18 protein-coding genes are annotated in these 26,750 nt (G+C 46.1%); 8 read left to right on the forward strand and 10 right to left on the reverse strand.

The genetic code is table 11. The features are described from left to right. Positions 1-52: 52 nt before the first annotated feature. The gene (gene radB, locus KSK55_RS10115; RefSeq protein WP_218606812.1) at positions 53-736 is read right to left on the reverse strand and encodes a DNA repair and recombination protein RadB; all 684 of its coding nucleotides are present in this window, start codon (positions 734-736) and stop codon (positions 53-55) included. Then, positions 733-1,920 (reverse strand): nickel pincer cofactor biosynthesis protein LarC, encoded by a 1,188-nt coding sequence (gene larC / locus KSK55_RS10120; RefSeq protein WP_218606813.1) that lies wholly within the window; start codon positions 1,918-1,920, stop codon positions 733-735. The genes radB and larC overlap by 4 nt, the downstream gene beginning before the upstream one ends. Positions 1,921-1,963: 43 nt before the next feature. Between larC and KSK55_RS10125 the strand changes: the two genes are divergently transcribed. Together KSK55_RS10125 and KSK55_RS10130 are read left to right on the forward strand one after the other, a co-directional pair. Beyond that, complete coding sequence (locus KSK55_RS10125) at positions 1,964-4,378, forward strand: CDC48 family AAA ATPase (protein ID WP_218606814.1); 2,415 nt, start codon at positions 1,964-1,966, stop codon at positions 4,376-4,378. A gap of 95 nt (positions 4,379-4,473) precedes the next feature. Beyond that, positions 4,474-6,006 carry a class I adenylate-forming enzyme family protein gene (locus KSK55_RS10130; protein WP_214419751.1) on the forward strand — a complete coding sequence of 511 codons (1,533 nt, stop codon included), beginning with the start codon at positions 4,474-4,476 and terminating at the stop codon, positions 6,004-6,006. Here KSK55_RS10130 and KSK55_RS10135 read toward each other — a convergent pair. Genes KSK55_RS10135 through aspS form a run of 4 tightly spaced genes read right to left on the reverse strand, consistent with a single transcriptional unit; the run spans position 5,984 to position 9,115 of the window. Beyond that, entirely contained in the window at positions 5,984-6,313 is a 330-nt protein-coding gene (locus KSK55_RS10135) for a hypothetical protein (RefSeq protein ID WP_218606815.1), read from the reverse strand. The genes KSK55_RS10130 and KSK55_RS10135 overlap by 23 nt on opposite strands. A 4-nt stretch (positions 6,314-6,317) precedes the next feature. Further along, a complete protein-coding gene (locus tag KSK55_RS10140) occupies positions 6,318-6,869 on the reverse strand; it encodes a helix-turn-helix transcriptional regulator (RefSeq protein WP_218606816.1) in 552 nt (183 codons plus the stop codon). A gap of 33 nt (positions 6,870-6,902) precedes the next feature. After that, complete coding sequence (locus KSK55_RS10145; protein WP_214419748.1) at positions 6,903-7,820, reverse strand: methionine synthase; 918 nt, start codon at positions 7,818-7,820, stop codon at positions 6,903-6,905. A 2-nt stretch (positions 7,821-7,822) separates the two neighbouring features. Next, positions 7,823-9,115 (reverse strand): aspartate--tRNA(Asn) ligase, encoded by a 1,293-nt coding sequence (gene aspS, locus KSK55_RS10150; RefSeq protein WP_218606817.1) that lies wholly within the window; start codon positions 9,113-9,115, stop codon positions 7,823-7,825. A gap of 101 nt (positions 9,116-9,216) precedes the next feature. On the opposite strand from aspS, the gene KSK55_RS10155 reads away from it, so the two are divergent. Then, entirely contained in the window at positions 9,217-10,566 is a 1,350-nt protein-coding gene (locus tag KSK55_RS10155) for an amidohydrolase family protein (protein WP_218606818.1), read from the forward strand. A 33-nt stretch (positions 10,567-10,599) separates the two neighbouring features. Further along, complete coding sequence (locus KSK55_RS10160) at positions 10,600-10,860, forward strand: hypothetical protein (RefSeq protein WP_218606819.1); 261 nt, start codon at positions 10,600-10,602, stop codon at positions 10,858-10,860. On the opposite strand, the gene cofD is transcribed toward KSK55_RS10160, so the two are convergent. Next, positions 10,852-11,751 carry a 2-phospho-L-lactate transferase gene (gene cofD, locus KSK55_RS10165; protein ID WP_218606820.1) on the reverse strand — a complete coding sequence of 300 codons (900 nt, stop codon included), beginning with the start codon at positions 11,749-11,751 and terminating at the stop codon, positions 10,852-10,854. The genes KSK55_RS10160 and cofD overlap by 9 nt on opposite strands. Before the next feature lie 44 nt (positions 11,752-11,795). Here cofD and KSK55_RS10170 point away from each other — a divergent pair, with 44 nt between their 5' ends. Further along, on the forward strand, positions 11,796-12,998 hold the full coding sequence (locus tag KSK55_RS10170; RefSeq protein WP_218606821.1) for an HD domain-containing protein: 1,203 nt from the start codon (positions 11,796-11,798) through the stop codon (positions 12,996-12,998). Between the two features lie 8 nt (positions 12,999-13,006). Here the strand turns inward: KSK55_RS10170 and KSK55_RS16480 are convergent, their stop codons facing one another. From KSK55_RS16480 to KSK55_RS16610, 3 genes are all read right to left on the reverse strand, one after another. After that, positions 13,007-16,738 (reverse strand): PKD domain-containing protein, encoded by a 3,732-nt coding sequence (locus KSK55_RS16480; RefSeq protein WP_306127208.1) that lies wholly within the window; start codon positions 16,736-16,738, stop codon positions 13,007-13,009. A gap of 148 nt (positions 16,739-16,886) precedes the next feature. Then, the gene (locus tag KSK55_RS10210) at positions 16,887-20,201 is read right to left on the reverse strand and encodes a TolB family protein (RefSeq protein WP_218606822.1); all 3,315 of its coding nucleotides are present in this window, start codon (positions 20,199-20,201) and stop codon (positions 16,887-16,889) included. A gap of 30 nt (positions 20,202-20,231) precedes the next feature. Further along, the gene (locus KSK55_RS16610) at positions 20,232-23,360 is read right to left on the reverse strand and encodes a PKD domain-containing protein (RefSeq protein WP_218606823.1); all 3,129 of its coding nucleotides are present in this window, start codon (positions 23,358-23,360) and stop codon (positions 20,232-20,234) included. Between the two features lie 384 nt (positions 23,361-23,744). Here KSK55_RS16610 and KSK55_RS10220 point away from each other — a divergent pair, with 384 nt between their 5' ends. The 3 genes from KSK55_RS10220 to KSK55_RS10230 are packed head-to-tail and all read left to right on the forward strand — an operon-like array spanning position 23,745 to position 26,733. Continuing rightward, positions 23,745-24,296, forward strand: a complete 552-nt coding sequence (locus tag KSK55_RS10220; RefSeq protein WP_214419740.1) for a UbiX family flavin prenyltransferase — start codon at positions 23,745-23,747, stop codon at positions 24,294-24,296. Continuing rightward, positions 24,293-25,534, forward strand: coding sequence for a UbiD family decarboxylase (locus KSK55_RS10225; RefSeq protein WP_218608927.1), 1,242 nt, complete (start codon positions 24,293-24,295; stop codon positions 25,532-25,534). The genes KSK55_RS10220 and KSK55_RS10225 overlap by 4 nt, the downstream gene beginning before the upstream one ends. 5 nt (positions 25,535-25,539) lie before the next feature. Then, positions 25,540-26,733, forward strand: coding sequence for an aconitase X (locus tag KSK55_RS10230; RefSeq protein WP_218606824.1), 1,194 nt, complete (start codon positions 25,540-25,542; stop codon positions 26,731-26,733). Positions 26,734-26,750: the final 17 nt, after the last annotated feature.

A 26,750-nucleotide genomic window follows, 5' to 3' on the forward strand; every position in this document is an offset into this window, starting at 1 on the left:
ATGGGTGTTCTCAGGGTTTATGGCTTCTGAGTTCTTGAGGGGTACAATTGAATTAATCCAGGGACGGATCGAGTATTCTGATTCCTTCATGAACAAGGACAACATCGATGTACGCTCCTTCAGGCCTTGCATGATGTTTTACAACCCGGATTCGACGGGCGTTGTCCCGGCGTTCAATCCGAAGAATAACTTTACAAAGATGATAAAGGCTGGTTCCCCCGAGTGGAGCAAATTCTCCCCGGCTAATGTCCATATATACCTGGTTTGAGATAAGAACCGGGATATCATACCGCTTTGCATACCCAAGGAGTACGGTCATCTGCCGGTTAAACCGCTGAAGAGCTTCCTGGACATGTTCGAGTTCGGTTCGATACAATCCGGTTGCAGAATCCAGAATAATAAGGCCGGCTTTATTGTCCCTGATTACATTCTCTGATTCATGGATCATCAAGGCCTGCTGATCAAAATCAGAAGGTTCATACAGATACAGCCGTTCTGCAAGTTTTTCTGCATCATCACCGGCAATCTGGCTGAACCGTTCTACAGAGAAACTTTCCGTATCAAAATATACAACCGTTTCATCTTTTTTCAAGGCAGAAACTGCAGCAAGAAGGCACAATGTGGATTTTCCGGTTCCAGGTTCTCCATAAATCTGGGTGATCATCTTCCTTGGATAACCAGTCCCAATCAGATCATCAAGAGCCTCATTCCCTGAGTATAACCCGGTCAGTTTCACGCATCTTCTCCTTGTTTAAGATACTCTCGGCCTGCCTCTTCCACAATGTGGAGTACATCACGTACTGGCATCGCATGCTCCCGTGCAAAACTTTCGGCGAAATCATATTCTGGTTTGACAAGATAACATACACCGCCGATATATCCGAATTTTACAGGAAAAATGGTACTGCTTCCCTCTATTACAACCGGAATATTCTGAATAATCCTCTCTGCTATGAACCGGTGAACAGCCGGAGAAACTCGAACGCCCAGTGTTCCCAGTTCCCGTGCGAGGAGTTCTGCCAGGGCAGATGTTCGATCTGGTGGTGATATAACCCTGACAAGAGATCCTGGTCTTCCTTTTTTCATCAGGACTGGAATTACACTTGCATCTCGTGCACCTGCCTCCATTACTTTTCCAAGGACGGTTCCAATACATTCACCAGATATATCATCCACATTTGTCTCAAGAATATCAACGGTATCAGTGGAAAAGCCCTGAAACTCCATAAGCATAGCCCTGAGCACATTTGGAGACTTGGGATCATCTCTTGTTCCTGCTCCATACCCTATCTCTAGTATTTTTCCAATAGGAAGAGACGGGAGTGACTGATGCGTAATTTCAGCAAGGATCGCTGCTCCGGTCGGGGTGAGTTGTTCACCGACATGGTTCCCTGATAGTACGAGAAGATTTCCGGCTTTCAATATTGCTGCTGTTGCAGGTGCAGGCACCGGTAGAGTGCCATGAGCACAGGTAATAGTCCCGGTCCCGAGTGCGATAGGCAGGGTGATGATCCTCTCAGGGGCAAGCAGGTACAGGGCCATACAGGATCCAATCACATCTGCAATGGCATCATCTGCACCGACTTCATGAAAATGGACATGATGATCCCCGTGAACAGACTCTTCTGCCTTTGCAATATGAGTGAATATTCTTTCTGCACGAGTGATAACCACCCTTGGTGCATCAGCGGCTTTTACAATATCAAGCACTTCTTCAAGGGTCCGGTGAGCAGGACCGGCATGAGTATGAACCTTGATTGCAGAAATGCCGGTTCGTGAGACTTTTTCAATCTCAGGTACCTGAACTACCGAACCCATTGCTCGCATGACCGGCTCATGTGGTATCCCAAGTCCAAGCAGAGCTCCACATATCATGTCACCTGCAGCGCCGTGAAAAGGGTCAAATGCGAGAAGACGCATGGTTCCTATACTTTTAAGTCCCGGCGTATATGATGGTTAGGTAATGGAATTGTATCTCAGGGTTGATAGTGCATATCCCGGAGACCAGGGGGGAGGAAAAGCTCGCCTGGATCCTGAAACTATGAACCAGATGCGGCTTTCACCGGGCGATATAATACGGATCTCCGGCAGGTCGACAACAGTTGCTAAGGTCTGGCGAGCCCAACTTGCTGACTGGAATCAACAGAAGATCCGGATTGATAACTTCACCCGGATGAATGCAAATGTATCGATTGGTGACACAGTAAAGATCACAAAGGTCGATGAAACCATATCAGCAGCAACGGTAGTTCTGGCTCCCCCGGAGGATCTTCCAAAAAATATTCCAATGGCCGAACCACCAGCAATTCTCCATAATCTCATTGATTTTCCGGTTGCAATTGGGGACTCTGTTCCGATATCAATAGGCATGCCCTTTGTCCAGCCCCAGATGGTGGCATACAAGGTCATCGAACTGGATCCTCCGGAAGCAGTTATCATCACCCAGCGAACAGAAGTGATTGTATCAGACAGCCCTATTAGCGGGTTTGAAGGGATCAGTCAGATCACCTATGAAGATATTGGAGGTCTTCGTGATGAGTTACAGAGACTTCGTGAAACCATAGAACTTCCTATGCGTCATCCTGAACTCTTCCGCCGTCTTGGGATTGAGCCACCAAAAGGAGTGCTATTATTCGGACCCCCGGGAACCGGAAAGACACTTATTGCAAAAGCAGTTGCAAATGAGTCTGGCGCACATTTTATACCTATTGCAGGGCCGGAGGTAATTTCGAAATATTATGGTGAGAGTGAGCAGCGTCTCCGTGAGGTTTTTGAAGAGGCGGCTGACAATGCCCCATCTATTATCTTCATCGATGAACTTGATTCCATCACCCCGAAACGTGAGGAAGTAACTGGTGAAGTAGAGCGACGTGTGGTTGCCCAACTCCTGACTATGATGGATGGTCTTGAGGAACGTGGCCAGGTTGTTGTTATTGGAGCAACAAACCGCCTTGATGCGATTGATCCTGCTCTGCGTCGTCCAGGACGTTTTGACCGTGAGATTGAGATTGGGGTGCCTTCAAATCCCGACCGAATTGAGATATTAAAGATCCATACCCGTGGTATGCCGCTCTATGACGACGTCAGTCTTGAAGAGCTGGCTGAGAGGACGCACGGATACACAGGAGCTGATATTGCTGCTCTTTCCCGGGAAGCTGCAATCAGGGCTCTTCGTCGGTATCTCCCTCACATCAATCTGGATGAAGATGAAATTCCGGAAGAGGTTCTTGAGACAATGGTGGTTACCGGTAAAGACTTCCACCAGGCACTTCGGGAGATTACTCCCTCTGGAATGCGCGAAGTGATGCTTGAGGTATCTCACCTGAGATGGCGAGATGTTGGGGGATTATCTGAGGCGATTGAAGAGATCAGGGAAGCAGTTGAATACCCGCTTACCAGGAGAGAAAAGTATGATGACCTTGGGATTCAGTCTCCCCGTGGTGTTCTTCTTTATGGGCCACCAGGTACCGGAAAGACGCTTCTGGCAAAAGCAGTAGCAAATGAGTCAGGAGCAAATTTCATCGCTGTCCGGGGCCCACAGCTCCTCTCAAAATGGGTGGGAGAATCTGAGCGGGCTGTCCGGGAAATATTTAAAAAAGCCCGCCAGGTATCTCCTGCAATCATCTTCTTTGATGAGCTTGATGCACTTACTCCTGCTCGGGGAACAGCTGGTGACAGCCATACCATGGAAAGCGTGTTAAATCAGTTTTTGACTGAGATGGACGGTCTGGTTGACCTGCGGGATGTTGTTGTAATGGGTGCAACAAACCGACCTGATATTGTAGATCCTGCCCTTCTCCGGTCAGGAAGATTTGACCGGCTGATTTACATTGGTGAGCCTGGCGTATCTGATCGGATTGATATATTAAAGATACATTCACGGCTGATTCCGATTGAAGGCACGACACTTGAATCACTCGTTGACCTTACCCAGAACTTTACTGAGGAAGATTTTGAGATTCTTGCCGGTACCTTCCCGCAAGAAGTTCGCTGTTCAGGTCCTGAACTGGAAGAGAAGATTCGGTCCGTTGCACCTTCACAAGGAACCATCAGTAGATCGGTCAGGCGTCGGATGCTTGTTGAAATTCTGGAAAAGAATCGGATAATCATAGAAGATCCGACTCTGGAGACATTGTTTTCCGGTATTGCATCCAGGACAGAAGGGTATGTTGGTGCTGATCTAGAAGGTCTTTGCCGGGAAGCAGCAATATTTGCCATGAGGGATCAACTGCATACTGTCAGAAAAGAACATTTTGAACGTGCTTTAGAGAAAGTCCATCCAACCATGAACCAGCGTCTTCGTGAGGCATACGATCGGGTTAAAACTCATTTCAAAGGCGGAATGCCGAAAAAAGCTGAACCACCTGAGTACCAGTAAGCAAAAACTATTCTTTTTTCTTTTTTTTGTGTAAGAGGTTATGGGTATCAGGAACACATATGTACAATACAGTACAGGAGTGACAGTTTCAGGTTATGTTTAATATTGCTACCTTTCTTGACTCTCATATGATGCGATATCCGGATAAAATCGCTCTCATTCACCCGACATCCAAAAGATCTTACTCTTACACAGACCTTTCCCGGATGAGTGGGTCTCTTGCTGTAGCTTTCAATACACGTGGGCTTTCTCCTGGAGATCGGGTAGTGTTGTACCTTGATAGCTCACCTGAATATCTCATCAGTTATTTTGCAGCATGGCGTGCGGGATTAGTGGTCGTTCCGACAAATATTGTATATCGAAAGGACGAACTAGCCTATGCAATCCGTGATTCCGGGGCAAAAATTCTCATTTCTTCTATAAATTCCCGAAATATCACCGGCTCAATAAAGGATCTATGCCCGGATCTTGTCCATATACTCGAGGTTGGAGGAGATGGAGCGAGTTCCTGGGAAACTCTTACAACTTCGTATGAATCAATCAGGCCGATTCCCTGTCGGAGTGATGATGTCTGTCAGATTCAGTATACATCCGGCACAACAGGCAGGCCGAAAGGTGCCATGTTGACCCACGGGGGATGGCTCGCTGCTCTTCAGGCCGAAGGGGAAGCCCTTGATCTTACCTCACAGGATGTCTATCTTGGTATTTATCCGATGGCTCATGTTGGTATATCATGGGGGCTTTCTGTTCTTCGGGCTGGGGGTACCTATGTCATCATGGAACGGTATCACCCGGATGAGTACATCCGGCTTGTCAGGGACTATAAGATAACTGTTCTTGCAGGTATGCCACCGGTTATACATGCATTAAGTGAAACTCCTCAAGGGACTGAAGAGAGTTTTTCATCTGTCCGCAGGATTATCAGTGGTGGTGGACCAATGCATTCCCCGACCTGGAAAAAGTTTTTTGAGCGGTTTCATATTCCTGTCATCAATGCATATGGACTATCTGAGACGATCGTCCTTGGATGTGGCACTGTCATCCGACCTGAAGATTATCCAACCGCTGATGAATATAACAGTGTAGGAAAACCGGTTGGATTTGCTGAAGTGAAGATTGTTGACGTCGCTAATCCGGAAAAAGAACTGACTTCTCCGAATGCTGGTGAGATTGCACTGAGGGGACCTGGTGTTGCGATAGGGTACTGGAACCAACCTGATGAGACGAAAGAAGTATTCCTTGATGATGGCTGGTTTCTGACTGGGGATATCGGATATATCGATAGCAAGGGTATGCTGGTTATCACTGACCGGAAAAAAGACATGATCATCATGTCAGGGTGGAAGGTATACCCGACAGAAGTGGAAAATGTTCTTATCCTGCATCCGAAAATCGCTGATGTTGCAATATTCGGATGCCCTGACGAAGAAAAAGGAGAAATTCCGGCTGCTGCAGTTGTTCTTCGAAGCAGTGATGAACCGCTGACTTTGGAAGAATTACATGCATGGTCTCAGGATCATCTTGCCGGATATAAAATTCCAAGACGCCTAATGGTGCTTGATCAGTTACCGCGTGTAGGCGGTTGGAAACTATTGCGAAGAGAACTCAGGGACTCACTATGTTCGTAAACCCACTTTTTGGCAGGGTTAATGGCGAAGTAGCGTTTAGTACCCCTTTTGTCTCATGAGCCGGACTGTCTCGGATGTTGAGAATATCATTAAAACTCACAACGATACCCGTATCTCCAATCATATATGTCTGATTTGCATACGATGCATTTTTTCCGGCCATTGACTGCATAATCAGATAATTTTCTAATAGAGAGCTCTGTTCTCTGACTGGTGCCCTGATTCCCATCAGATAATTACCCGTGACTGAAAGGAATATCCCACAGATCAGGAGAATAGCGAGAAAAATCATCCGGTTTTTATCCATATTTTCACTTTAAAAGGATGAGATTACCCATTCCCCGACGTCTTTTTTCGATAAGTCCCATACTCTCGAGCATGTCTAGTGATCTGCTCACATTAGATTTTGAAAGCCCGGTCTTTTCAACAATATCACTTTGAGGAATGATACCGTCAGCATCAAGGATAGTCTGATAAATTTGCTGTTGATCTTCTTTCAGTGTGGGCAAAACTGTTTCCCATTTCCTTTTTCGCTCTTCTAATGGCGAAAAAACCGCAGTCGGTTCCTGGATGGGCAATGGTGGGGGACCCTGTGGAACCGGCATGGTATGGATCTGCTCGTATAATAGGAGATACAGGCCACTGCCACAGATGATGAGTGATGCCAGAATGAGGATGATAACATCAGTTGTCGAATAAATATCCCCGATTCTTTCTGTCTGGATGATATAATCCTCGCCAGTATACCAGATAACCAGCGGGGTAGGATTCATAAGTTTCAGGCCGAGAATAAAGACTGAAGATATGAACAGAACAGCTGCAAAAAGCTCTTTTCCGTTCAATGAAGGGATACCAAATGCCATCAGGTTACCTATATGGTTTGCGTTCTGAGACAATCATATTTTTCCCAGATTCAAGTCGTGCCGTACCTCTGATACTGCTGTGGTTAGCCTGCTCAGTTTTGCATAAGCACTATCAGGTGTGTGCATCCGAAGACCACAATCCGGGTCGGGTAGGATCCGTTCTGGACCAAGAATGTCAATTCCAGCCCATAATCTTTTTTTCACATCCTCCAGCGACTCAAGTACTGGTGAAGACGAATCAACAATTCCATACCCTATATATCTGTTTTGTAGTTCTTTTCCAGAAAATGATGCCAGGTTTGCAGCGTTGACACTTCCTTCAAAATCCAGGATCTGTACTGGCATTTTAAGGAATTCATCTATAATGTGCGAAATATTGCCGCATGCATGCAGACATACTGGTATTGATACTGCCTGAGCAATAGTTGAGATAGCTTTTTTCGCGAGATCTAGTGATGCTGCCCCGGTGGAGAGAATCGGCTCATCAATCTGGAGCATGACTGCTCCTGTCCTTGCGAGTCCCTGGGCTTCTACAACGAGCGATGATGCAATATCAGGAATGAGTTCATCTCTGTTCCGATATTGTTTTGTACTGAGGTGAAGGCCATGGGCAAGCGTGGATGGCCCGGTTATGATTCCCTTTACGTACGGGTGCTGTTTTACTGCAAAGGCGGTATCTTTTACGGTAATTGCCTGGTCCGGGGGCATAATCCTTCCGATAACATCATTGCCCCTTATTCCCGGAAGCTTTGAGGCAAATGTTCCGATCATATCTCCCCGAACCTGCCCATCAGAAATAATGGTAATTCCTGCCCTTTTCTGACAGGCGATTGCGTTTACTACTGCTGCGTGGAATGGATCAAACAGACTGTTGAGCGTTCGCTTCGGCTGGGCCGGATAGCTTCCGACAACGGTTGTCGGAAGAATGGTGTCAGGGATAAATGACTGCATGATCAGGGAACAACCCGATGACGGTCACGGGGGAACAGCACTGCTTCCCGGACATTTGGAAGACCAAGCATGGTTGTGACCATACGTTCTGCCCCAAGTCCCCATCCTGCGTGTGGGGGCATACCAAACCTGAACGGGTTAAGATAGAACTCAAAGTTCTCAGGATTTAATCCTTTCTTTGCGATCTGTTCGACCAGGAGGTCATGCTGATGTACACGCTGTGCACCTGACGAGAGTTCCATACGAGGGTGCATCATATCAAATGCCTTGCAGATTTCCGGATCGTTTTCATAGGGCATGGCGTAATAAGGGCGGATGGATGACGGCCAGTCGACAATAAAGTACAACTGTCCCATCTCTTCTCCGATTGCACGCTCTGCTGCCGTTCCGATATCATCCCCGTATGAGATCTCTTCCTCACATTTTGAAGAAGCAATCTCGATAGCTTCTGCATAGGGAAGTCGTGGAAATCCTTTATCTGGTACGGCAAAGGAATCCAATCCCATATCTGCAATAGCATCGCTACAGGTATTGTCCACGAATTGGTAGATATTCCTGACAAGGTCTTCCAGGGTCTGCATAACACCGAGATGGTCTGTAAATGATACCTCAATATCGATGGATGTTGCTTCGTTGAGATGCTTTGTCGTGTTGTGTTCTTCTGCCCGGAATATTGGACCAATTTCATAGACTTTTTCAAATCCGGCTGCCATCATCATCTGCTTATATAGCTGAGGACTCTGATTCAGAAATGCCTCTTTTTCAAAGTAAGCAATTGGAAAGAGCTCAGTTCCTCCTTCTGTTGCTGCAGCAACAATCTTTGATGTATTTATCTCGATAAATCCGTTATCGAAAAAGAAATTCCGGGTTGCGTGCTGAACAGCATTGCGTATTTTAAAGATGGCACTGACACGTGGTCTGCGTGCATCCAAAAACCGGTTATCAAGTCTCGTATCAAGTTCTGCGGGAACTTTTTCGGCTACATCAAGGGGAAGCGGACTTGCAGAAAGGCTGACAATTTCAATCTTGTCCGGTATAAGTTCTCTTCCGCCCGGAGCCTTTCCTTCTGGTTTTATGGTGCCTGAAACCCGCACAACAGATTCACGGGAAATTGCCCGAATTGTCTCAGCAATCTCCGGAGCTACTTTTTTCTTCGGGATTGTTACCTGAAGTATACCTGTTCTGTCCCTGATTAATAGAAAAGCAAGACCTCCAAGGTCACGAATTTCATGAGCCCATCCGATAACTTCGGCTGAAGGCATATCTGGAGTAATGGTATTGATCGAAACTCGCATATTATACCCTTACTCAATGAGCGGGAACTCTCAAAACTCTTTGTGGACCTGGGGAGAACCCTCAGGTTTTATTGATGATACCAGATACTGTACCTAATAGCATGATACAGCCACACGGGATATCATCCATTCAAGATAAGGAATTGTTTTTAAAAAACCGGTCAACACTGATTACCGATGTTCTTCTCCCAAATAAAAAGCAGGTGGATATCTGGTATGATGATACTGGAATCATACAGGCGGTTGGTCCTGAGGTGGCAAAGGAGCACCGGAGTGAAGCAGATATAACTCTGGATGGATCAGGTACCCTCGCAATCCCTGGTCTCGTTAATACTCATACCCATGGAGCTATGACACTCCTTCGGGGGTATGCTGATGACATGCACCTACAGCAATGGCTTTCTGAAAAAATATGGCCCCTGGAAGCACACCTTACCGGGGATCATGTCTATTGGGGAACAAAACTTGCCTGTCTTGAGATGATAAAATCCGGAACGGTGGCATTTAATGACATGTACTTTTTTATGAAAGATGCTGCCAGGGCGGTTGATGAATCTAAAATCCGCGCAGTTCTCAGTCATGGAATAATTACTTTTGGAAATGAAGAAAAATTTGAAACTGAGCTAAAAGCAACCGATGATGTCGTTCATTATGTCAGGTCTTTACATTCACCACTTATCACTTCTGCCATCGGTCCACATGCTCCATATACCGTTCCACCAGATCATCTCTCAATATGTGCTGAATATGGTCACAAAGAAAAGATTCTTCTTCATACTCATCTTGCAGAGACGAAACAGGAGGTTGATGATTGTCAGAAAACGTATGGAATGACTCCAACGGCCCTCCTTGATAAGGCAGGGTGTTTATCAGACCGGACTGTTGCAGCTCATGGTTGTTGGCTGAGCGAGGATGACTGCAGGCTTCTTGGTGAACGCGGCTCTCATATCGCTCATAATCCGGTGAGCAACATGAAACTTGCTACAGGACGTGCGATGCCCTATCATTGGCTTTCTGATAAGGGAGTAAATGTCAGTCTTGGAACTGATGGGTGTTCATCCAATAACAATCTGGATATGTTAGAAGAGATGAAGACTGCAGCCATTTGTCAGAAATTTTTCTGGAATCTTGATACACTTCTGCCGGCAGCAGAGGTACTTTCCATGGCAACATCATGTGGAGCAAAAGCACTTGGATATGCAGGGGGGGAGATCAAAGAGGGAATGCCTGCTGATATACTTCTGGTATCACTTCACTGTCCATCTATGATCCCGCTTCACAACCCGGTATCAAATATTGCCTATTCAGCAGATGGTGGTGCAGTAGACACAACTATTTGTAATGGGAGAATTCTGATGCGAAACCGGTATGTTCCTGATGAAAATGAGATAATAAAAGGAGCATCATCCAGTGCTGATGACCTTCTGAACCGTGCTGGAATCATGGCATGATAAGATAAAGTAGTACGAGCCCTACATATCTGTATGCGACTACTCCATGGCATTACAGCCATTATTCTTTGTTTTATTTTCCTGTGTCTGGTTCCATGTGCTGGAGCTGTTGAAACAGGAGATGTGGGAAGTGTTGATAATGACCTGCAGAGTGAAGACTGGGATGATATCTTCTCAGAAGCACAGTCGAGCTCATTTAGTATGGATCAAATATTCAGTGAAGAACTTATTTCATCGATACTAGGATTTCTGATGGCATTATTCCTGTCGATATTTGGCGTATCATTATCCTGAACATAGAGAGAGGATCATCTTCATCAGATCCTCTGCTATCTCTGGTGATTTCATTAAGGTGTCGTGTCTGATAGATCCCGGTACAGACACAGTATCCCGGGTGTCCTGAATAAATATCTGAATGAGTTCACCATACAGGGTCCGGACTCCTCCAGAATCAGCCTGATAGCCGATTGACTGCATAAGTTCTTTCGCCGGCCCTGATACCGGACTATCTCCAATAAATGGGCTGATTGCGATTACTTTTTTTCTTGCAAGTTCTTCCCGCACACCAGTGCAGGAAAGAATCGGGAGTATACTTGTCACCGGATTACTTGGCCCGATTACTATAGCTTCAGCATTGCGTATTGCTTTTAAAACCTCATCTGTTGCAGACGGCTGTTTTTCAGGTTTATGAATGACTGATAGGATTGGGGTTTTTCCACGGTTTTTTACCCAATATTCCTGAAAATGAATCTCTCCCTCTTCTGTTCTGACATAGGTTGTAAAGGCACTATCAGACATTGGGAGAATTGTACCGGTAATTCCAAAATGACAGCAGAGTTCTTTTGTTACCTGGGTAAGAGTCATTCCACTTTCAAGCAATTCCGCCCGGATGATATGAACAGCCCTGTCACGATCTCCGATGGACATGTATGCATCGGACAGGACTTTTCTGATGATTTCATGAGTGATAAAAGTATCACCATTCACTCCCCACCATGTCGTTGTATTGAGCATCCCGGAGAAAAGATACATGACGGTGTCAACGTCTGGTGATATGTGACCACCCTGGTACCAGATATCCTCCCCGGTATTGACAATGACAGATATATCTGTATCTTTTAGTACCCTTCTGGCTCCCTGGAGGAGTTTGGGAGTTCCGGTTCCGCCGGACAGAAATGTGATCATCCTTTTCTATTTTACCTTCCCGATCATAACTCATGCGGGGACCGATGAAATCGATTAAGGATCCGGTCCATGGATATATTCAGGTAGAATCCTTCCTTCTTCCCCTTCTTGATTCACCACAGGTGCAGCGTCTCCGGTATATCAGGCAGCTGGGATTTTCATTTTTAGTTTATCCTGGCGCACATCATACCCGGTTTGAACATTCCCTTGGCACAATGCATCTTGCTCATGCCCTTGGCTCCAGACTTTCTCTCCCTGAAGAGGAACACCGTCATGTTACTGCAGCCGGTCTTCTTCATGATATTGGTCATGGACCCTTTTCTCATGCCATAGAAGACCTTACACAGGAGGTTCTGGGAAAAAAGCATACGGACATTAATGATATGCTCCTCGAAGGACACCTGGGAGAAACGCTTTCTGATGCTGACCTTGATCCTGGGGTAATTTTTAAATTGATCGGAGGGAATCATCCATGTTCAGGGATCATTCATGGCGATCTTGATGTTGATCGGATGGATTACCTTCTTCGAGATGCCCACTACACCGGAGTCCCATATGGAACTGTGGATGCAATGCGGTTAATCCGGGCGATGAGATTATCTGATTCAGGTATCATACTTGATATATCCGGAGTCCAGGCTGCAGAATCATTGCTTATTGCCCGGACCCTCATGCGACCGGCAGTGTATTACCATCATGTCAGCAGGATTGCAGAGAAGATGTTTACCCTGGCCGTGTATGAGTATATTAAAGAAGATCCTCAAATTATCCTCTCCTCTCTTGTCCAGGCGGATGATGCGGCATGTATGCAGCATTTGCTTCATGCAAAAAACGGTTTTGTATCAGGTCTGGCGAAGAATCTTTACGAACGTCAGCTTTTTAAGCGGGCATTATATGTTGGCAAGGATGACGTCCGCGATGTTCACCAAATCACCTCTGAATCATTTATCAGGGAACGGAACCTGGCAGAAAAAATTGCTGCTGAAGCGAATATTCATCCCGGACAAGTTCTTGTTGATATCCCGTCATTTCCCCGTGATATCTGGATGGATGTTCAGGTACAGGATAAAAGTTCGATCTATCATCTGGAAGAAGTATCTCCCCTTGTTACTACCCTGAATGAAACGAGAAGAAGTCAGTGGCGACTTGGAGTATATGCTCCGGAAGCTCTGACTGAGGTCGTATCAGAGGCAGCCCGATCAGTTCTGAGTATCAAACCATCAACAATACAGGAACGGCTTCTTTAAAAAAAAGGTTATGCAGCGTTTGCTGCCAGAACACCATCCGCAGTCATGTATAACCAATAACCGCGGAATGGATACATCAAGTTTCCATCATTGCTGCCTTTGATGATCATTGGATCATACTGCTGGATCTGGGCATTGAATCCGGCACAGTTTACCCACTTATCCTGAACGGAAAGGAGTGTAAACTTGGCTTCCATTGGTGTATTACCTGTAAAACCGATTCCATTCCATCCCTTCTTCAGATAACCGGTCGGGGGCGTCTGAACCGGATTGGTATCATACCGGATTGGAACAGATGAGGTTCCCTTTGAATATATCCAGAATCCTTCCAGTGGTTTAACCGGCGTAGATGGATCCATGGTATTCCAGAGGTGTTTTCCGGTATCATACTGGAACATGCTGTGACCTCCAGAGTCTACAACACTGAAGATAGATGCTGTGTCATATCCGGGAGCAAGTTTTTTCGGAACGGAAATAAAGTTCCAACCACCTGATATCGGAATGTTGTCATCATATGGAGTTGACACAGAAATAAATTCAGATTTTGAAACTGTGTCAGATCCGTATTTGCTTGATGCAGTCAGGGTAACGGTGTATTTCCCTTCTTTGGTATAGGTGTGGATTGGGTTTGCAATCATATCTGTTGCCCCGTCTCCAAAGTCCCATGCCCACATAGTCGGGTTTCCAGTTGATTTGTCAGTAAAGGTGACCGATAAAGGTGGAACTCCGGTTCGCGGGTTCCCGTCAAAATCTGCCTTCACCGGTGGACAACTTTCAACAGTGATAAATGCCTGTTTTGTTGCTGTCCCGGTTGCCCCGTACTGATTCGATGCAGTCAGGGTTACCGCATATGTTCCTGGCACTCTGTATACATGAACCGGGTTTTTGACGTTGTTTTGTGGTGGCGGACATCTTCCTCCCTCACATGCAACGTCTTCCGATTCATTTTCAGCTGCCGGAATAATGTTTCCGTCTCCAAAGTCCCAGTTCCACATGGTCGGAGAATCAGATGATTTGTCTGTGAACTGGACCGTCAGTGGTGCACACCCGGATCTTGGATTGCCATCGAAATCAGCCACAATTGCATTTGCTGTAACAGTGATGTATCCTTGTTTAACTTCTGTATCCGATGATCCATACTGGCTGGAAGCGGTGAGTGTCACGGTGTACACTCCTGGCTGTGTGTAGGTGTGGACCGGGTTTCCAACCATATCTGTTGTTCCATCCCCGAAATCCCATGCCCACATAGTAGGCTTACCTGTTGATGTGTCAGTAAAGGTGACCGTCAATGGTGCATACCCGTTTGTAGGGGTACCTACAAAATCAGCATTGATAGAAACATCGTTTACCGTTACAAACTGTGTTTTTGTGACCGTGTCTGAGGTATACTGATTGGATGCAGTGAGGGTTACCGCATATGTTCCTGGGATTCTATAGGTATGAACCGGGTTTTTGACATTGTTTTGTGGTGGCGGACATCTTCCTCCCTCACATGCAACGTCTTCCGATTCATTTTCGGCTGCCGGAATAATGTTTCCGTCTCCAAAGTCCCAGTTCCACATGGTCGGGTTTCCGGTTGAGAGATCTGTGAACTGGACTCTCAGTGGTGCATCCCCTGATCTTGGATCTGCAGAGAAATCTGCCTTTATAACTTTTGGTGATACCGTTACAAACTGTGTTTTTGTAACGGTGTCAGAGGTATACTGGTTGGATGCAGTAAGCGTTACAGCATAGGTCCCTGGTACTCTGTAAACATGAACTGGATTTTTGACATTGTTTTGTGGTGGTGGACATCTTCCTCCCTCACATGCAACATCTTCCGATTCATTTTCAGCTGCTGGAATAATGTTTCCGTCTCCAAAGTCCCAGTTCCACATGGTCGGGTTTCCTGTTGAGAGATCAGTAAACTGTACTCTCAGTGGAGCCTCCCCTGATCTTGGATCTGCAGAGAAATCTGCTTTGATAACTTTTGGAGATACTGTTACAAACTGTGTTTTCGTAACGGTGTCTGAAGTATACTGATTGGATGCGGTGAGTGTTACTGCGTAGGTTCCTGGGATTCTATAGGTATGAACCGGATTTTGTATGTTGTTTTGTGGTGGCGGACATCTTCCTCCCTCACATGCAACGTCTTCCGATTCATTTTCGGCTGCCGGAATAATGTTTCCGTCTCCAAAGTCCCAGTTCCACATGGTCGGATTTCCGGTTGAGAGATCAGTGAACTGGACTGTTAACGGAGCCTCTCCTGTTCTTGGATTTGCTGAAAAATCCGCTTTGATAACTTTTGGAGATACTGTTACAAACTGTGTTTTCGTAATGGTGTCTGAAGTATACTGATTGGATGCAGTGAGCGTTACTGCATAGGTTCCAGGTGTATTGTACGTGTGGACAGGATGTGCAATCATATCTGTCGCACCATCTCCAAAGTCCCATGCCCACATAGTCGGGTTTCCGATTGAGAGATCGGTAAACTGGACTGTCAATGGAACCTCACCAGATCTTGGGTTTGCAGAGAAATCTGCCTTGATAGCTTTTGGTGATACGGTAACAAACTGTGTTTTTGTAATAGTATCTGAACTGTATTTGTTGGATGCAGTCAGTGTTACTGCGTAGGTTCCTGGGATTCTATAGGTATGAACCGGATTTTGTATGTTGTTTTGTGGTGGCGGACATCTTCCACCCTCACAAGCGACATCCTCTGATTCATTTTCTGCTGCCGGAATAATATTTCCGTCACCAAAGTCCCAGTTCCACATGGTTGGATTACCAGTTGAAAGGTCAGTAAACTGAACCGTTAACGGGGCTTCACCTGTTGTTGGATTTGCAGAGAAATCTGCTTTAATCGGTGGAGAAGATACCGTTATCGTGGTCTCACTTACTCCAGCCTCACATGTCTGACTTGAAGCGGTAAGACGGACCTGGTATGTGCCTGGATTTTTGAAGATATGTGTCGGGTTTGCAACCATATCGGTGGAACCATCCCCAAAGTCCCACGCCCACATAGTTGGTCCACCCACCGAGAGATCAGTAAATTTGACCGTCAATGGTGCAGATCCAGAGGTAGGTTCGGCTTTGAACCGTGCTTCAATGATACAGGAAGGTTCAACGATGATGTACTTCTCTTTTACTTTCGTACTGGATCCTGCAGTTGGACTACTAACAGTCAGGGTAACGGTATACTTACCTGGTCTCTGGTAGGTATGACTTGGATTTTGTTCATATGCAGTTTCCCCATCACCAAAATCCCATTTCCATTCCTGAACTGCTCCTTTGGAACAGTCGGTGAACTGCACAAATAGAGGTGCTTTTCCATATGTTGGATTTGCCAGAAAATCTGCTTCAAGCGGATTTTTATCCCGGACAATAATATACCGTTGTCTGACCTTTGTACTGGTTGCACCAGTAATACTTGTTGCAGTCAGGCTTACGGTGTAGATACCTGGTTCACTATAGATATGAACCGGATTCGCTGTTCCTGATGCAGTGTTCCCATCCCCAAAGTCCCATGCCCACATGGATGGATATCCAGTGGAAGAGTCAAGGAATTGAACTCGAAGAGGAACTGTACCATCAGTCGGACTTCCGATAAAATCAGCTATAATACAAGCGCCGCCGGGTCCATCACATATGGCACTCCCAGCCCCTTCTGAATTTTTCTGCCCACTTGCGGCTGATACCACTCCCGATGCCGCAAGACCGAGCACCAGGAAAAGAGTGAGCACATATAGTATTTTTGTCATTCTTCCCACCACCAGCAGTTGTGAAATGTGCCATTGACACACCCACCTAAACCGTACCTTACCTCATACCAACTTAATGGTATCCATCTGGATCTTGCCTTTGTTTGCATATTACATCCCCCCACATTTTTATCATCCAAAAAAAATATCAGGCTGAAATAGCGGCAAGAGTGCCGTTATCTGACATGAACAACCAGTATCCGCTATATGGGTACAGCCGTGCATCGTCATTTCTGCCCTTAATGATCATCGCATCATACTGCTGTTTTTCCTCGTTAAATCCAAGACAATTGACCCACTTATCCTGAACTGAAAGGAACGTGAATTTTGCTTCCAGAGGTTCAAGTCCGGTAAATCCGATTGCATTCCAACCCTTTCGAAGTTCTTTCGTTGGTGGAGTCTGAAGTGGATCTGAGTCATATGTCAGTGAGACCCGTTCAGACGTCCTTGAATAAATCCAGACTGCATCAAGGGGTTTTACCTGACTTGAGGCTGTCAGAGTAATCCACTGACCGGTCACTGCATTATACTGGAAGATACTGTGTCCATCTACCTCAATATGACTGAAAATTGCCGCAGTGTCTTTTCCTGGTGCAAGTTTCTTTGGAACTGAGACAAAATTCCAGCCAGGATAAATTGGCATTGAATCTGTTGGATGCGGGCTGCCCCCTGCACTGATATATCCAGGTTTCACTTCAGTATCTGACGCCCCAAACTGGTTTGAAGCGGTCAGAGTAACGGTGTATGTTCCCTCTTTGGTGTATGTGTGGACCGGGTTTGCAATGGTATTGCAGTCAGTTCCTGAGCATGTTACATTTGCAGGAATAATTCCCTCTCCAAAGTCCCAGAACCACATGGTCGGTCCACCTGTAGAGAGATCGGTGAACTGGACAGTGAGTGGGGTATTTCCACTTCTTGGTGAAGCGGTAAAGTCAGCGTTGATTCCTGGTGTTACCTGCCCAACGGTGATAAATGCCTGTTTCACTTCAGTATCTGACGCCCCAAACTGGTTTGAAGCAGTCAGAGTAACTGTGTATGTCCCCTCTCTGGTGTATGTGTGGATTGGGTTTGCAATATTATGACAGTCAGTTCCCGAGCATGTTGCATTTGCAGGGATAATTCCATCTCCAAAGTCCCAGAACCACATGGTTGGTCCACCCGTAGAGAGATCGGTGAACTGAACAGTGAGTGGGGTATTTCCACTTCTTGGTGAAGCGGTAAAGTCAGCGTTGATTCCTGGTGTTACCTGCCCAACGGTGATAAATGCCTGTTTCACCTCAGTATCTGATGCCCCAAACTGGTTTGAAGCAGTCAGAGTAATTGTGTATGTTCCCTCTCTGGTGTATGTGTGGATTGGGTTTGCAATATTATGACAGTCAGTTCCTGAGCATGTTGCATTTGCAGGGATAATTCCATCTCCAAAGTCCCAGAACCACATGGTCGGTCCGCCTGTAGAGAGATCGGTGAACTGTACAGTGAGCGGGGCATTTCCATTTCTTGGTGAAGCGGTAAAGTCTGCATTGATACCTGGATATGGAGAACCTCCAAAGTCAAGATCTTTCCGGATAATCCGCTCACCACCACGGGTGATAACCTGTGATGCTCCAGCTCTGATGGTTCCAATCCAGAATGAAATGGTTCTTCCGGCATCGGCTTCAGTTACCGGAACAATCAGTCGTGGGTCGTCAGGAGTCTGACCTGGTGCTCCATAGGAACCAGCATATCTGGTCACATAGGTGGTTACTACCTTGTCATCGATCTTGGCTTCTATTTTGGTTCCCGCAGGGGCAGATTTCCCATCAATCTGGACATAACCATAAAACTCGTATGAGCTCATTGGTGGAACGGTTGTGAACGTAAGATCCTGTCTGAATCTGCCTCCACTCGTTATCTGGTAGGTCTGAGCAGCTCCATATTCCCCTTCCATGAAGGTGATATGCTTCCCGACGTCTGCAATAGTAATTGGAACCCGTAAGGCTGGATCGGTGTCATACTGACCGCCATACTGGCCACTCTGGGTGATCTCGTAGCTTCCTCTCACAACCCCATCGATCATTGCTTTCAGGACAGTCCCTTTTGCAGCCGGCTGGCCGTCAATTGTAACTGAGCCATAAAAGAGAAGGTCCGGGAGAGGCTGAGCATATACAAAGTTTAATGGCTGCTCCATCATGGAGCCGTCGCCTGAAACGGTGATTGCTGGTGCTCCCTGTATTCCTCCACTCCAGAAAGTAATCTGGCGGCCAATATCAGCCTGTAGGATATCTACTGTCAGTTGTTCTCCAAAACTGCCAGAGCTGCCGTAGTATCCTTCCTCTGTTGTTACAATAGAGTCCTTTGTTACCCCGTCAATTTTTGCAATAATTTCAGTTCCTACCGGAGCAGGGAGGTAATTAAACGTAACTGGGCCGTAGAACTGGTATGGGGTGTATGGAGTCTGTGGCTGGAGGGTATACATGAAAATGTCCCATCCTCCAAACCGATCATCCTGCCAAACTACCTTATCAACACAGATATCAGGTCTGATCTGGTTTCCAGGTCCAACACATACTGCATATGTCTTTGGAATCTGGAGATCGACCATGTAAATGTCGCTGGTACCATCCTGGTCGTACCTGGTCCAAACAATCTTGGAACCAGATACAGAAGGTTCGACATCATCATAGTCATCAAAGGTTACAGCAGTGGTCATGTCCTTTTTGATATTGTACATGAAAATGTCCCACTTGCCGTTCCTGTTATCCTCCCAGACGACATAATCACCGGAAATTCTTGGGTTTTGCTGAATTTTTGTATCCCGGGTTACCTGAACTGTTTTGTCAGTTTTGTAATTGAACAGGTAAATGTTCCAGTCGTTCTTATTATCATCAAGTTGCTGGTAAGCAATCCAGTCTCCGTCAATGTCAGGATTTCCCTTATCCTTACCATTAACGTTGATGTACACCGGACGGGCACTGGTTCCGACCTTTACCATTCCGATGTCTCTGAGATCATCATTCCCAAAGTCTTCAAAAACTACCATGTCCTGCGAGATTGCAGGTCTGAACTGATTCGTCGTGTCAACATAAACCGGGGTTTCCTTATGCATGGGGATGTTATACGAGTAAATATTTGAGTTTCCGTGTCGGTTATCATCCCAGACAATAATTCCTCCGGAAATATCGGGATTATTCTGGTCACTCATAATATTTGCAACCATTTCCCGTTTTCCTGATTTCATATCATAGAACCAGATCTTCCCTTGTCCCTCATATTGGGTCCAGGTGACATATTGTTCGTCTACCCGTGGATCCCAGTCAAATACAGAGTCAAAGGTCATCTGTTCTTCAATACCCGGTGCCTGGGCGATGAGTTCTTCTGCTGAAAAACTCACCACCGGTTCAAAATCTACTATCTCCTCATCTGCAATGCAGGGTGCCAGCAGCAGGAGCATCAGAACCATTGTCAGCAGTGATGCAATTTTCATGTTTTTTCAACCTCTCTGTATGGTTTTTCCTTATATTCCGATAGCCGCGAGATCTCCTTCTTCATTCATGTAAATCCAATATCCATATCCAGGATACAGAACATTCGCATTACTCTCTGGAACGTTCATTATCGTGCTCTGGTACCGTTGTGTAGAGGAATCAAACCCTATCACATATACCCACTGATCCTTTACAGAAAGGAGTGCGTTCTGTGCTGGTACGGTGTTCAAGCTGGTCACACCAAAGGTATTCCATCCTTTCACAAGTTTCCTGGTTGGTGGGATCTGCAGAGCATCACCGGCAAAGTAGAGGTATACTGCATCTTTCTTGGTTGAATAAATCCAGACTGCATCAAGCGGATTGATAACTGTCGTAGCACTGACTGTATTCCAGGATTTTGTCCGTGGATTGTAGGCGAATATACTATGTCCACCGACATCGACATGTCCAAAGAGGGTTTTTGCGTTATTTTGACCGTCAGCGAGCATCTTGGGAACCGAGATAAAGTTCCATCCCTGGTTCAGACTGACCTGTGCCTCAGGCGGGCTGATAATTCCTGCGGTAATCAGATTTTGTTTCACAGCAGTCTTGGTCTGTCCGTTCCACAGGGTGGTCATAAGTCCTACTGAGTAGACTCCGTTTTGGGAATAGACATGGCTTGGATTCCTCTCAGTAGAGGTTGTTCCGTCACCAAAATCCCAATACCATGATTTCGGACTTCCTGATGACTTATCTGTAAATTTAACCGTGAGTGGAATTGTCCCCTGGGTCGGGGTTGCAGTAAAGTCTGCTGCACTGGAGGGTTTTGAAATGAAATTGATATTTTTCAGAACTTTTAATCCACTTACAACCAATTGCGTCTGATCCCCTTCTGCACCGGACGCTGTCTGGAACCGAATGGTCTTCCCAATATCTGCATTGGTTATAGGAACTTCAAGGAATGGACCGTATTCAGAGCCATATGATCCTACTGTAAGAGTTGTAATCTGGCCCCTGATCTGATTATCAATGAGAGCATAGATGGTGTTTCCTGCAGCCATTGGACGGCTATCAAGGTTTGCTCGTCCCCAGAATGAGTATTTTGTCTGGGCTGATACCGTGAAGGTAAGGTCCAGTTTTTTCTGGATTTTCTGGGCACTTGCAGCAGAAACATCTGCAGATGCGATGATCAGATCACCCTGCTGGACTGAAAGTGTAACCTGCTGGGCTGCATTATAGGTTGCACCATTATACAGAGCGGTAAATGAGAGATATTTCCCATTATCGGTCTGGTACACAGGTACATTCAGAGAATTATACTGACCGGATGATGTGATTGTTATCTGACTTCTGACCTGGTTATCAATGACTGCAGAAATCACTGTTCCTGCCGGAGCATATTGACCGTCGAGCAGAACAGATCCACTAAAACTATAAATTGTCTGAGCTGGTGACGTTCCGAATGTCAGATCAAACCATCCACCAACCTGTTGGCCGACACTGATACTCTGAGCAGCCTGAAGAGTTGTTCCTCCTGAATTTGCTGTAAATATTATTGTTTTTCCGATGTCGTTCTGGTTAACCGGGATGGAAAGGCTGGTGTATGATCCTGCATTCGTAACAGTTACCTGTCCTCTGATTTGAGAATCTATTGATGCCGTAATTACCGTTCCAATAGGTGCAGGAGCACTATTCATCATAAGATTCCCGGATAGGGTGTAAGTCTGAACAGGCGGGACACTGGACGCGGTAAGGTCTAGTCTCATGACCCCGCCTGATCCCACAGTCAGGGTCTGATCAGCCTGATAATCATTCAATCTGAATGAGATTGTTTTTCCGGTATCTGCATTGGTTACTGGAATTTCAAGGAACGGCCCATAGGATGAGCCATACTGGCCAGTCTGCTGCACGGTAGTTGTTGCCCTGACAACTCCGTCAATAAGAGCACTTACTACGGTTCCGGCCGGAGCTCCGGAGCCACTCATTGAAGCTGATCCATAGAGTTGGTATTTACCTGTTCCAACAGATTGAGAAAAGGTATACAGGAAGATATTCGAGTTACCTGTACGGTAATCCTGCCAGACAAGATGATTTCCATAGATTGACGGACTCTTCTGATCTCCCTGGTTTGTTGTAATCTGGTAAATGTATCCGGTAATCAGGTCAAGCAGGTAGATGTCTGCATTTCCATTCCGGTAATCCTCCCACACGACCAGTGGTCCTGAAACATCCGGATTTACCGCCTTATACTTCGCTTCGGTTAATTGATACTCCTGGAATGTATCCAGAGTCATTGCAAAAACGTCAGAGATACCATTCCGATCATCTTCCCATACAACAATCTTTCCACTTATACGCGGGTTTCTCTGATTATATGGATTATTAGTCAGCTGGTACTCTTTCCCTGCTGCGATATCGTACAGGTAAATATCTGCATTTCCATTTCTCCAGTCTTCCCAGATGATGTAAGAACCAGAGATATCCGGCTTTTTCTGTTCTGCTAGATCCTTTGTTACAGCCTGACTTGTTCCCGAGTTGAGATCAGCCATGTAAATGTCTGAATTCCCCTTTCTCCAGTCTTGCCAGGCGATATATCTTCCAGATACAACTGGCTGATTCTGATTTGCTGTAGAGGATGATATCGGGGCAGCAGTGTCAGTCTGCAGGTCGTACCCGTTAATGTTTGTGACCTGGTTTGTTCCTGCTCCTGCCTGTTCATACACTACAATTCTGCCAGATATATCAGGGTAACTCTGGTGAAGTTTGCCAGGATAAACCGGGTATAATCCACCTGACTGAATGTCATACAGGCTGATACTGGATACTCCTGAGCTCCACTCCTCAAATACAACCCTTCCATCGGCAACCCGAGGATTTACATGATTCAGGTTACCGAATGTGATCTGCTTCTCAGATCCCCCACACGATTCTGAGGAGAGATCAAATCTGGTGGTATCTACCGTTACTTCATTTGCAACGGTATATTCATCTGGATTTTCTGAAACTGCAAGAATTGCAATTCCACTTGAAGCACTCACCGGGGTACTAAATGATATATTCCCCGCTTGAATTTCTTCTCCTGATCCTCCAGAAGGAGAAAACACAACCTCTTGTGCAGTGACCCCACCACAAAGAAGAATGAGCAGAATAATTGGTACATATGTCCATATCTTCATCATTACGCCTCCCATCCGCAGGTCCGCCTGATTGTTCAGGTGATCCCTCTCACATGATATATGTGCTAATCTGTACGCTTAGCCCTATTAAATACTATCATTTTCAAACCAGGCTTTGATTATGCCCCTGACCGGAAAACAAGGCATAATTTTCTTATTAATGAATTGTATCAATATATTGTATTCGATAAATCCTTAGCGCGCCGGATTTCTCTGAGTCGGTCTTAATTATCTTTTATGCGCGAAATGTGATCACCTGGGAGAAGTCATTTCATCCGGATGATACCATCATTATGGTTTAGAGAAAGATAGCTGTACAGACTGGTGTGACTACCGGTACATTTCCTGATGGTTTAGGAAATCCTGGTCTTTCATATGGAGTGATACATGAATCCAAGGATAGTAGTTGGAGTTTCGGGGGCATCCGGAATGCTCTATGCCAGGCGGTTGCTTGATCATCTGGCTGGAAAAGCTGAGGTACATGTCATTATATCTCCAGTTGCCCAGGAGATTGCTCATCATGAGCAGATCGTTTTTGACGATCCGGATATTATTATTCATGCTCCTGAAAACCTGGCTTCACAGGTTGCCAGTGGATCATTTATTCACCATGGTATGGTGATTGCACCATGTAGTATGAAGACATTGTCTGCAGTGGCCCATGGTTTTACTCCAAACCTGCTTACGCGGGCAGCTGATGTAACCCTGAAAGAGCGGCGGCCATGCATTCTCCTTCTTCGGGAAAATCCCCTCTCAAGGATTCATATAGAAAATATGCTCCGTGCCCACGATGCAGGAGCCCTCATTATGACTGCAAGTCCCCCATTTTATCACCGACCGGATACCATCACCAGTCTTGTAGATGCAGTAGTTGCACGAATACTTGACCACCTGGAGATTGCCCACTCAATTGGTGGCCGATGGAGTGGTTACGAATGAGGAATTTTATTGAACAGATGAGAAGTCAGGGTCTTGTGACTGATGTGCATGAACCTGTCTCCTCCCGCTTTGATGCTCCGAAACGAGCATTTAGTACTGATAAATTGTTATTTTTTCATAATCTGGACGGAAAAAAAGCAGTAATGAACCTTGTTGCATCCAGAGAAGCCCTGGCAGTAGCACTCGGGGTACCCTCTGGGGAACTGGTTCCAAAACTAGCAAAATGCCGGTATAATGGCACCTTAAAAGATGCCGGAACACTCCCTCTCCGGCCGGTAAATCTTGATGAAATCCCAATAATGGAAAATTATCCAAAGGAGGGGGGCAGGTACCTGAACTCAGGAGTTGTATTTTCCCGCTATGAAGGGATTGAGAATGCTTCGGTTCACCGGATGCTTAAAGCAGGAAAAGATCGTCTTGTGGCACGATTGGTTGAGGGCAGGCATACACACACCCTTCATAAAAAAGCCCTCGCTCAGGGAGAGCGACTGCCGGTTGCAGTCGTAATAGGAATGCACCCGCTTGTCCTCTTTGCCAGCTGCAGCAGGGTTCCCGAGAGTATGGAACTCCCCTTTGCAGCTGAATTGCTCGGAGGAGAAATTCCGGTATACACACTCCCGAATGGTGTCAGGGTTCCAGATGCAGAGATTATTCTTGAAGGGTATATTGGAAGTGAAACTGCTGTTGAGGGACCGTATGTAGATATTACCAGAACCTATGATCCTGAACGGATTCAACCGGTTATAGAACTTACTGGCATGTATACCAAGCCGGATTTTATTTACCACGGCCTGGTAAATGCCGGTGATGAACACAAACTTCTGATGGGAGCTCCATACGAACCACTCATTTACCGTTCAGTAGCCCAGGTAACCGGGGTTACTGATGTTGTTCTGACAAAAGGAGGATGTGGGTATCTCCATGGGGTAGTCCAGATACGAAAACGGACCGAAGGAGATGGTAAAAATGCCATTATGGCCGCATTCGCTGCTCACACCTCATTAAAACACGTTGTCATCGTTGACGAAGATATTGATCCGGCGAATCTTTCTGATGTTGAATTTGCAATTGCAACCAGGGTTCGGGCAGACCGGGATACCCTCATCATCCCTGGTGTCAGAGGTTCATCTCTTGATCCATCCCGGATTGGCGACGGTCTGAATGTCAAGATGGGTATAGACGCAACAATGGAGCTTGGAAAGGAAGGAGAATTCGTCCGGGCAGTCTGGGAGGACTGAGATCTGTGCATCTAACACACGAGGAAGAAGCAGTTCTGAATGGGGAAGAAGGCGAGACAAAACAGCAGCTCATGGAGATCCTGGTCGGTGTCGGGAAGGTATTCGGTGCCGATGAAATGGTTCAAATCAGAAGTGCCCAGGTTTCAGGTGCTTCGTATAAAACAATTGGTGAATGGGGACTTAAGTGGCTTTTAAGTCTGGATGCCAGGGCATGTGTGCCGTCTGTTCTCAATCCTGTTGGAATGGACCGGATACGATGGGAAGAGATGGACATTGATCCTGAGTTTGCAAAAAAACAGCTTGCCGTTATCTCTGCATATGAACGACTCGGGATCAGCCTTGAATGCACCTGTACTCCTTATTACCTGAATATTACTGAATATGGGGATCATCTTGCCTGGTCTGAATCATCAGCGGTCAGTTATGCAAATTCTGTTATCGGAGCCAGAACAAACCGTGAAGGTGGACCTTCAGCCCTTGCAGCGGCGATAATTGGAAAAACTCCAAGATATGGTTTACACCTCGTGGAGAACCGGAAACCAGAACTATACTTCAGGGTTGAAGGCGAGCCCCAACAGGCTGATGCATCATGGTATGGGGCTCTCGGGTACATTGCAGGAAAAATTTCGGGCAACCGTATACCTCTCTTTTCCGGCATTCGGCCTGGAAGAGACCAGTTGAAAAACCTTGGAGCAGCAATGGCAGCGACCGGAGCGGTTGCCTTGTACCACGTTCAGGGAATTACTCCTGAAGCCCGCGTGTTCTCATTTGATACATCCGGCCTGGAAGAAGTGGTTATTGAAGCAAATGAAGTATCAGATCTGTTTACTGATGAAATTCCGGATGCAGTAGCCATTGGATGCCCTCATTGTTCTCCGGAAGAACTAAGCTTTCTGGCATCACTCCTTGAAGGTCAGAAGATTACCATACCAGTGTACATATTTGCAGCACGAAATATCATAAACCGGGAACAGGAGTCTGTCAGAATCATCGAGCGGTCTGGAGCCCGGGTATTTGCAGATACCTGTATGGTGGTATCACCAGCCCTTGAACAATATTCCCGGATCATGGTCAATAGCGGAAAAGCACTCTCATATGTTCCAACAATGTGTGGAGCAGAGGCGATGATCGGCTCAACCAGGGATTGTATTGAGAAAGCCTGTAATCCTCAGAACATGAGGCAGGATAGTTTAACGTAGTAGTATCCTGATACTGA

Source organism: Methanospirillum hungatei, from assembly GCF_019263745.1.
GTDB classification, from domain to species: domain Archaea; phylum Halobacteriota; class Methanomicrobia; order Methanomicrobiales; family Methanospirillaceae; genus Methanospirillum; species Methanospirillum purgamenti.

Excerpts from the sequence above, each read along its gene's own strand:
- KSK55_RS10155 (WP_218606818.1), top strand. The coding sequence starts at position 9,217 with ATGATACAGCCACACGGGATATCATCCATTCAAGATAAGGAATTGTTT.
- cofD (WP_218606820.1), bottom strand. The coding sequence starts at position 11,751 with ATGATCACATTTCTGTCCGGCGGAACCGGAACTCCCAAACTCCTCCAG.
- aspS (WP_218606817.1), bottom strand. The coding sequence starts at position 9,115 with ATGCGAGTTTCGATCAATACCATTACTCCAGATATGCCTTCAGCCGAA.
- KSK55_RS10125 (WP_218606814.1), top strand. The coding sequence starts at position 1,964 with ATGGAATTGTATCTCAGGGTTGATAGTGCATATCCCGGAGACCAGGGG.
- KSK55_RS10140 (WP_218606816.1), bottom strand. The coding sequence starts at position 6,869 with ATGGCATTTGGTATCCCTTCATTGAACGGAAAAGAGCTTTTTGCAGCT.
- KSK55_RS10130 (WP_214419751.1), top strand. The coding sequence starts at position 4,474 with ATGTTTAATATTGCTACCTTTCTTGACTCTCATATGATGCGATATCCG.
- KSK55_RS10160 (WP_218606819.1), top strand. The coding sequence starts at position 10,600 with ATGCGACTACTCCATGGCATTACAGCCATTATTCTTTGTTTTATTTTC.
- KSK55_RS10210 (WP_218606822.1), bottom strand. The coding sequence starts at position 20,201 with ATGAAAATTGCATCACTGCTGACAATGGTTCTGATGCTCCTGCTGCTG.
- KSK55_RS16480 (WP_306127208.1), bottom strand. The coding sequence starts at position 16,738 with ATGACAAAAATACTATATGTGCTCACTCTTTTCCTGGTGCTCGGTCTT.
- KSK55_RS16610 (WP_218606823.1), bottom strand. The coding sequence starts at position 23,360 with ATGATGAAGATATGGACATATGTACCAATTATTCTGCTCATTCTTCTT.
- KSK55_RS10170 (WP_218606821.1), top strand. The coding sequence starts at position 11,796 with ATGAAATCGATTAAGGATCCGGTCCATGGATATATTCAGGTAGAATCC.
- KSK55_RS10225 (WP_218608927.1), top strand. The coding sequence starts at position 24,293 with ATGAGGAATTTTATTGAACAGATGAGAAGTCAGGGTCTTGTGACTGAT.
- KSK55_RS10135 (WP_218606815.1), bottom strand. The coding sequence starts at position 6,313 with ATGGATAAAAACCGGATGATTTTTCTCGCTATTCTCCTGATCTGTGGG.
- KSK55_RS10220 (WP_214419740.1), top strand. The coding sequence starts at position 23,745 with ATGAATCCAAGGATAGTAGTTGGAGTTTCGGGGGCATCCGGAATGCTC.
- larC (WP_218606813.1), bottom strand. The coding sequence starts at position 1,920 with ATGCGTCTTCTCGCATTTGACCCTTTTCACGGCGCTGCAGGTGACATG.
- KSK55_RS10145 (WP_214419748.1), bottom strand. The coding sequence starts at position 7,820 with ATGCAGTCATTTATCCCTGACACCATTCTTCCGACAACCGTTGTCGGA.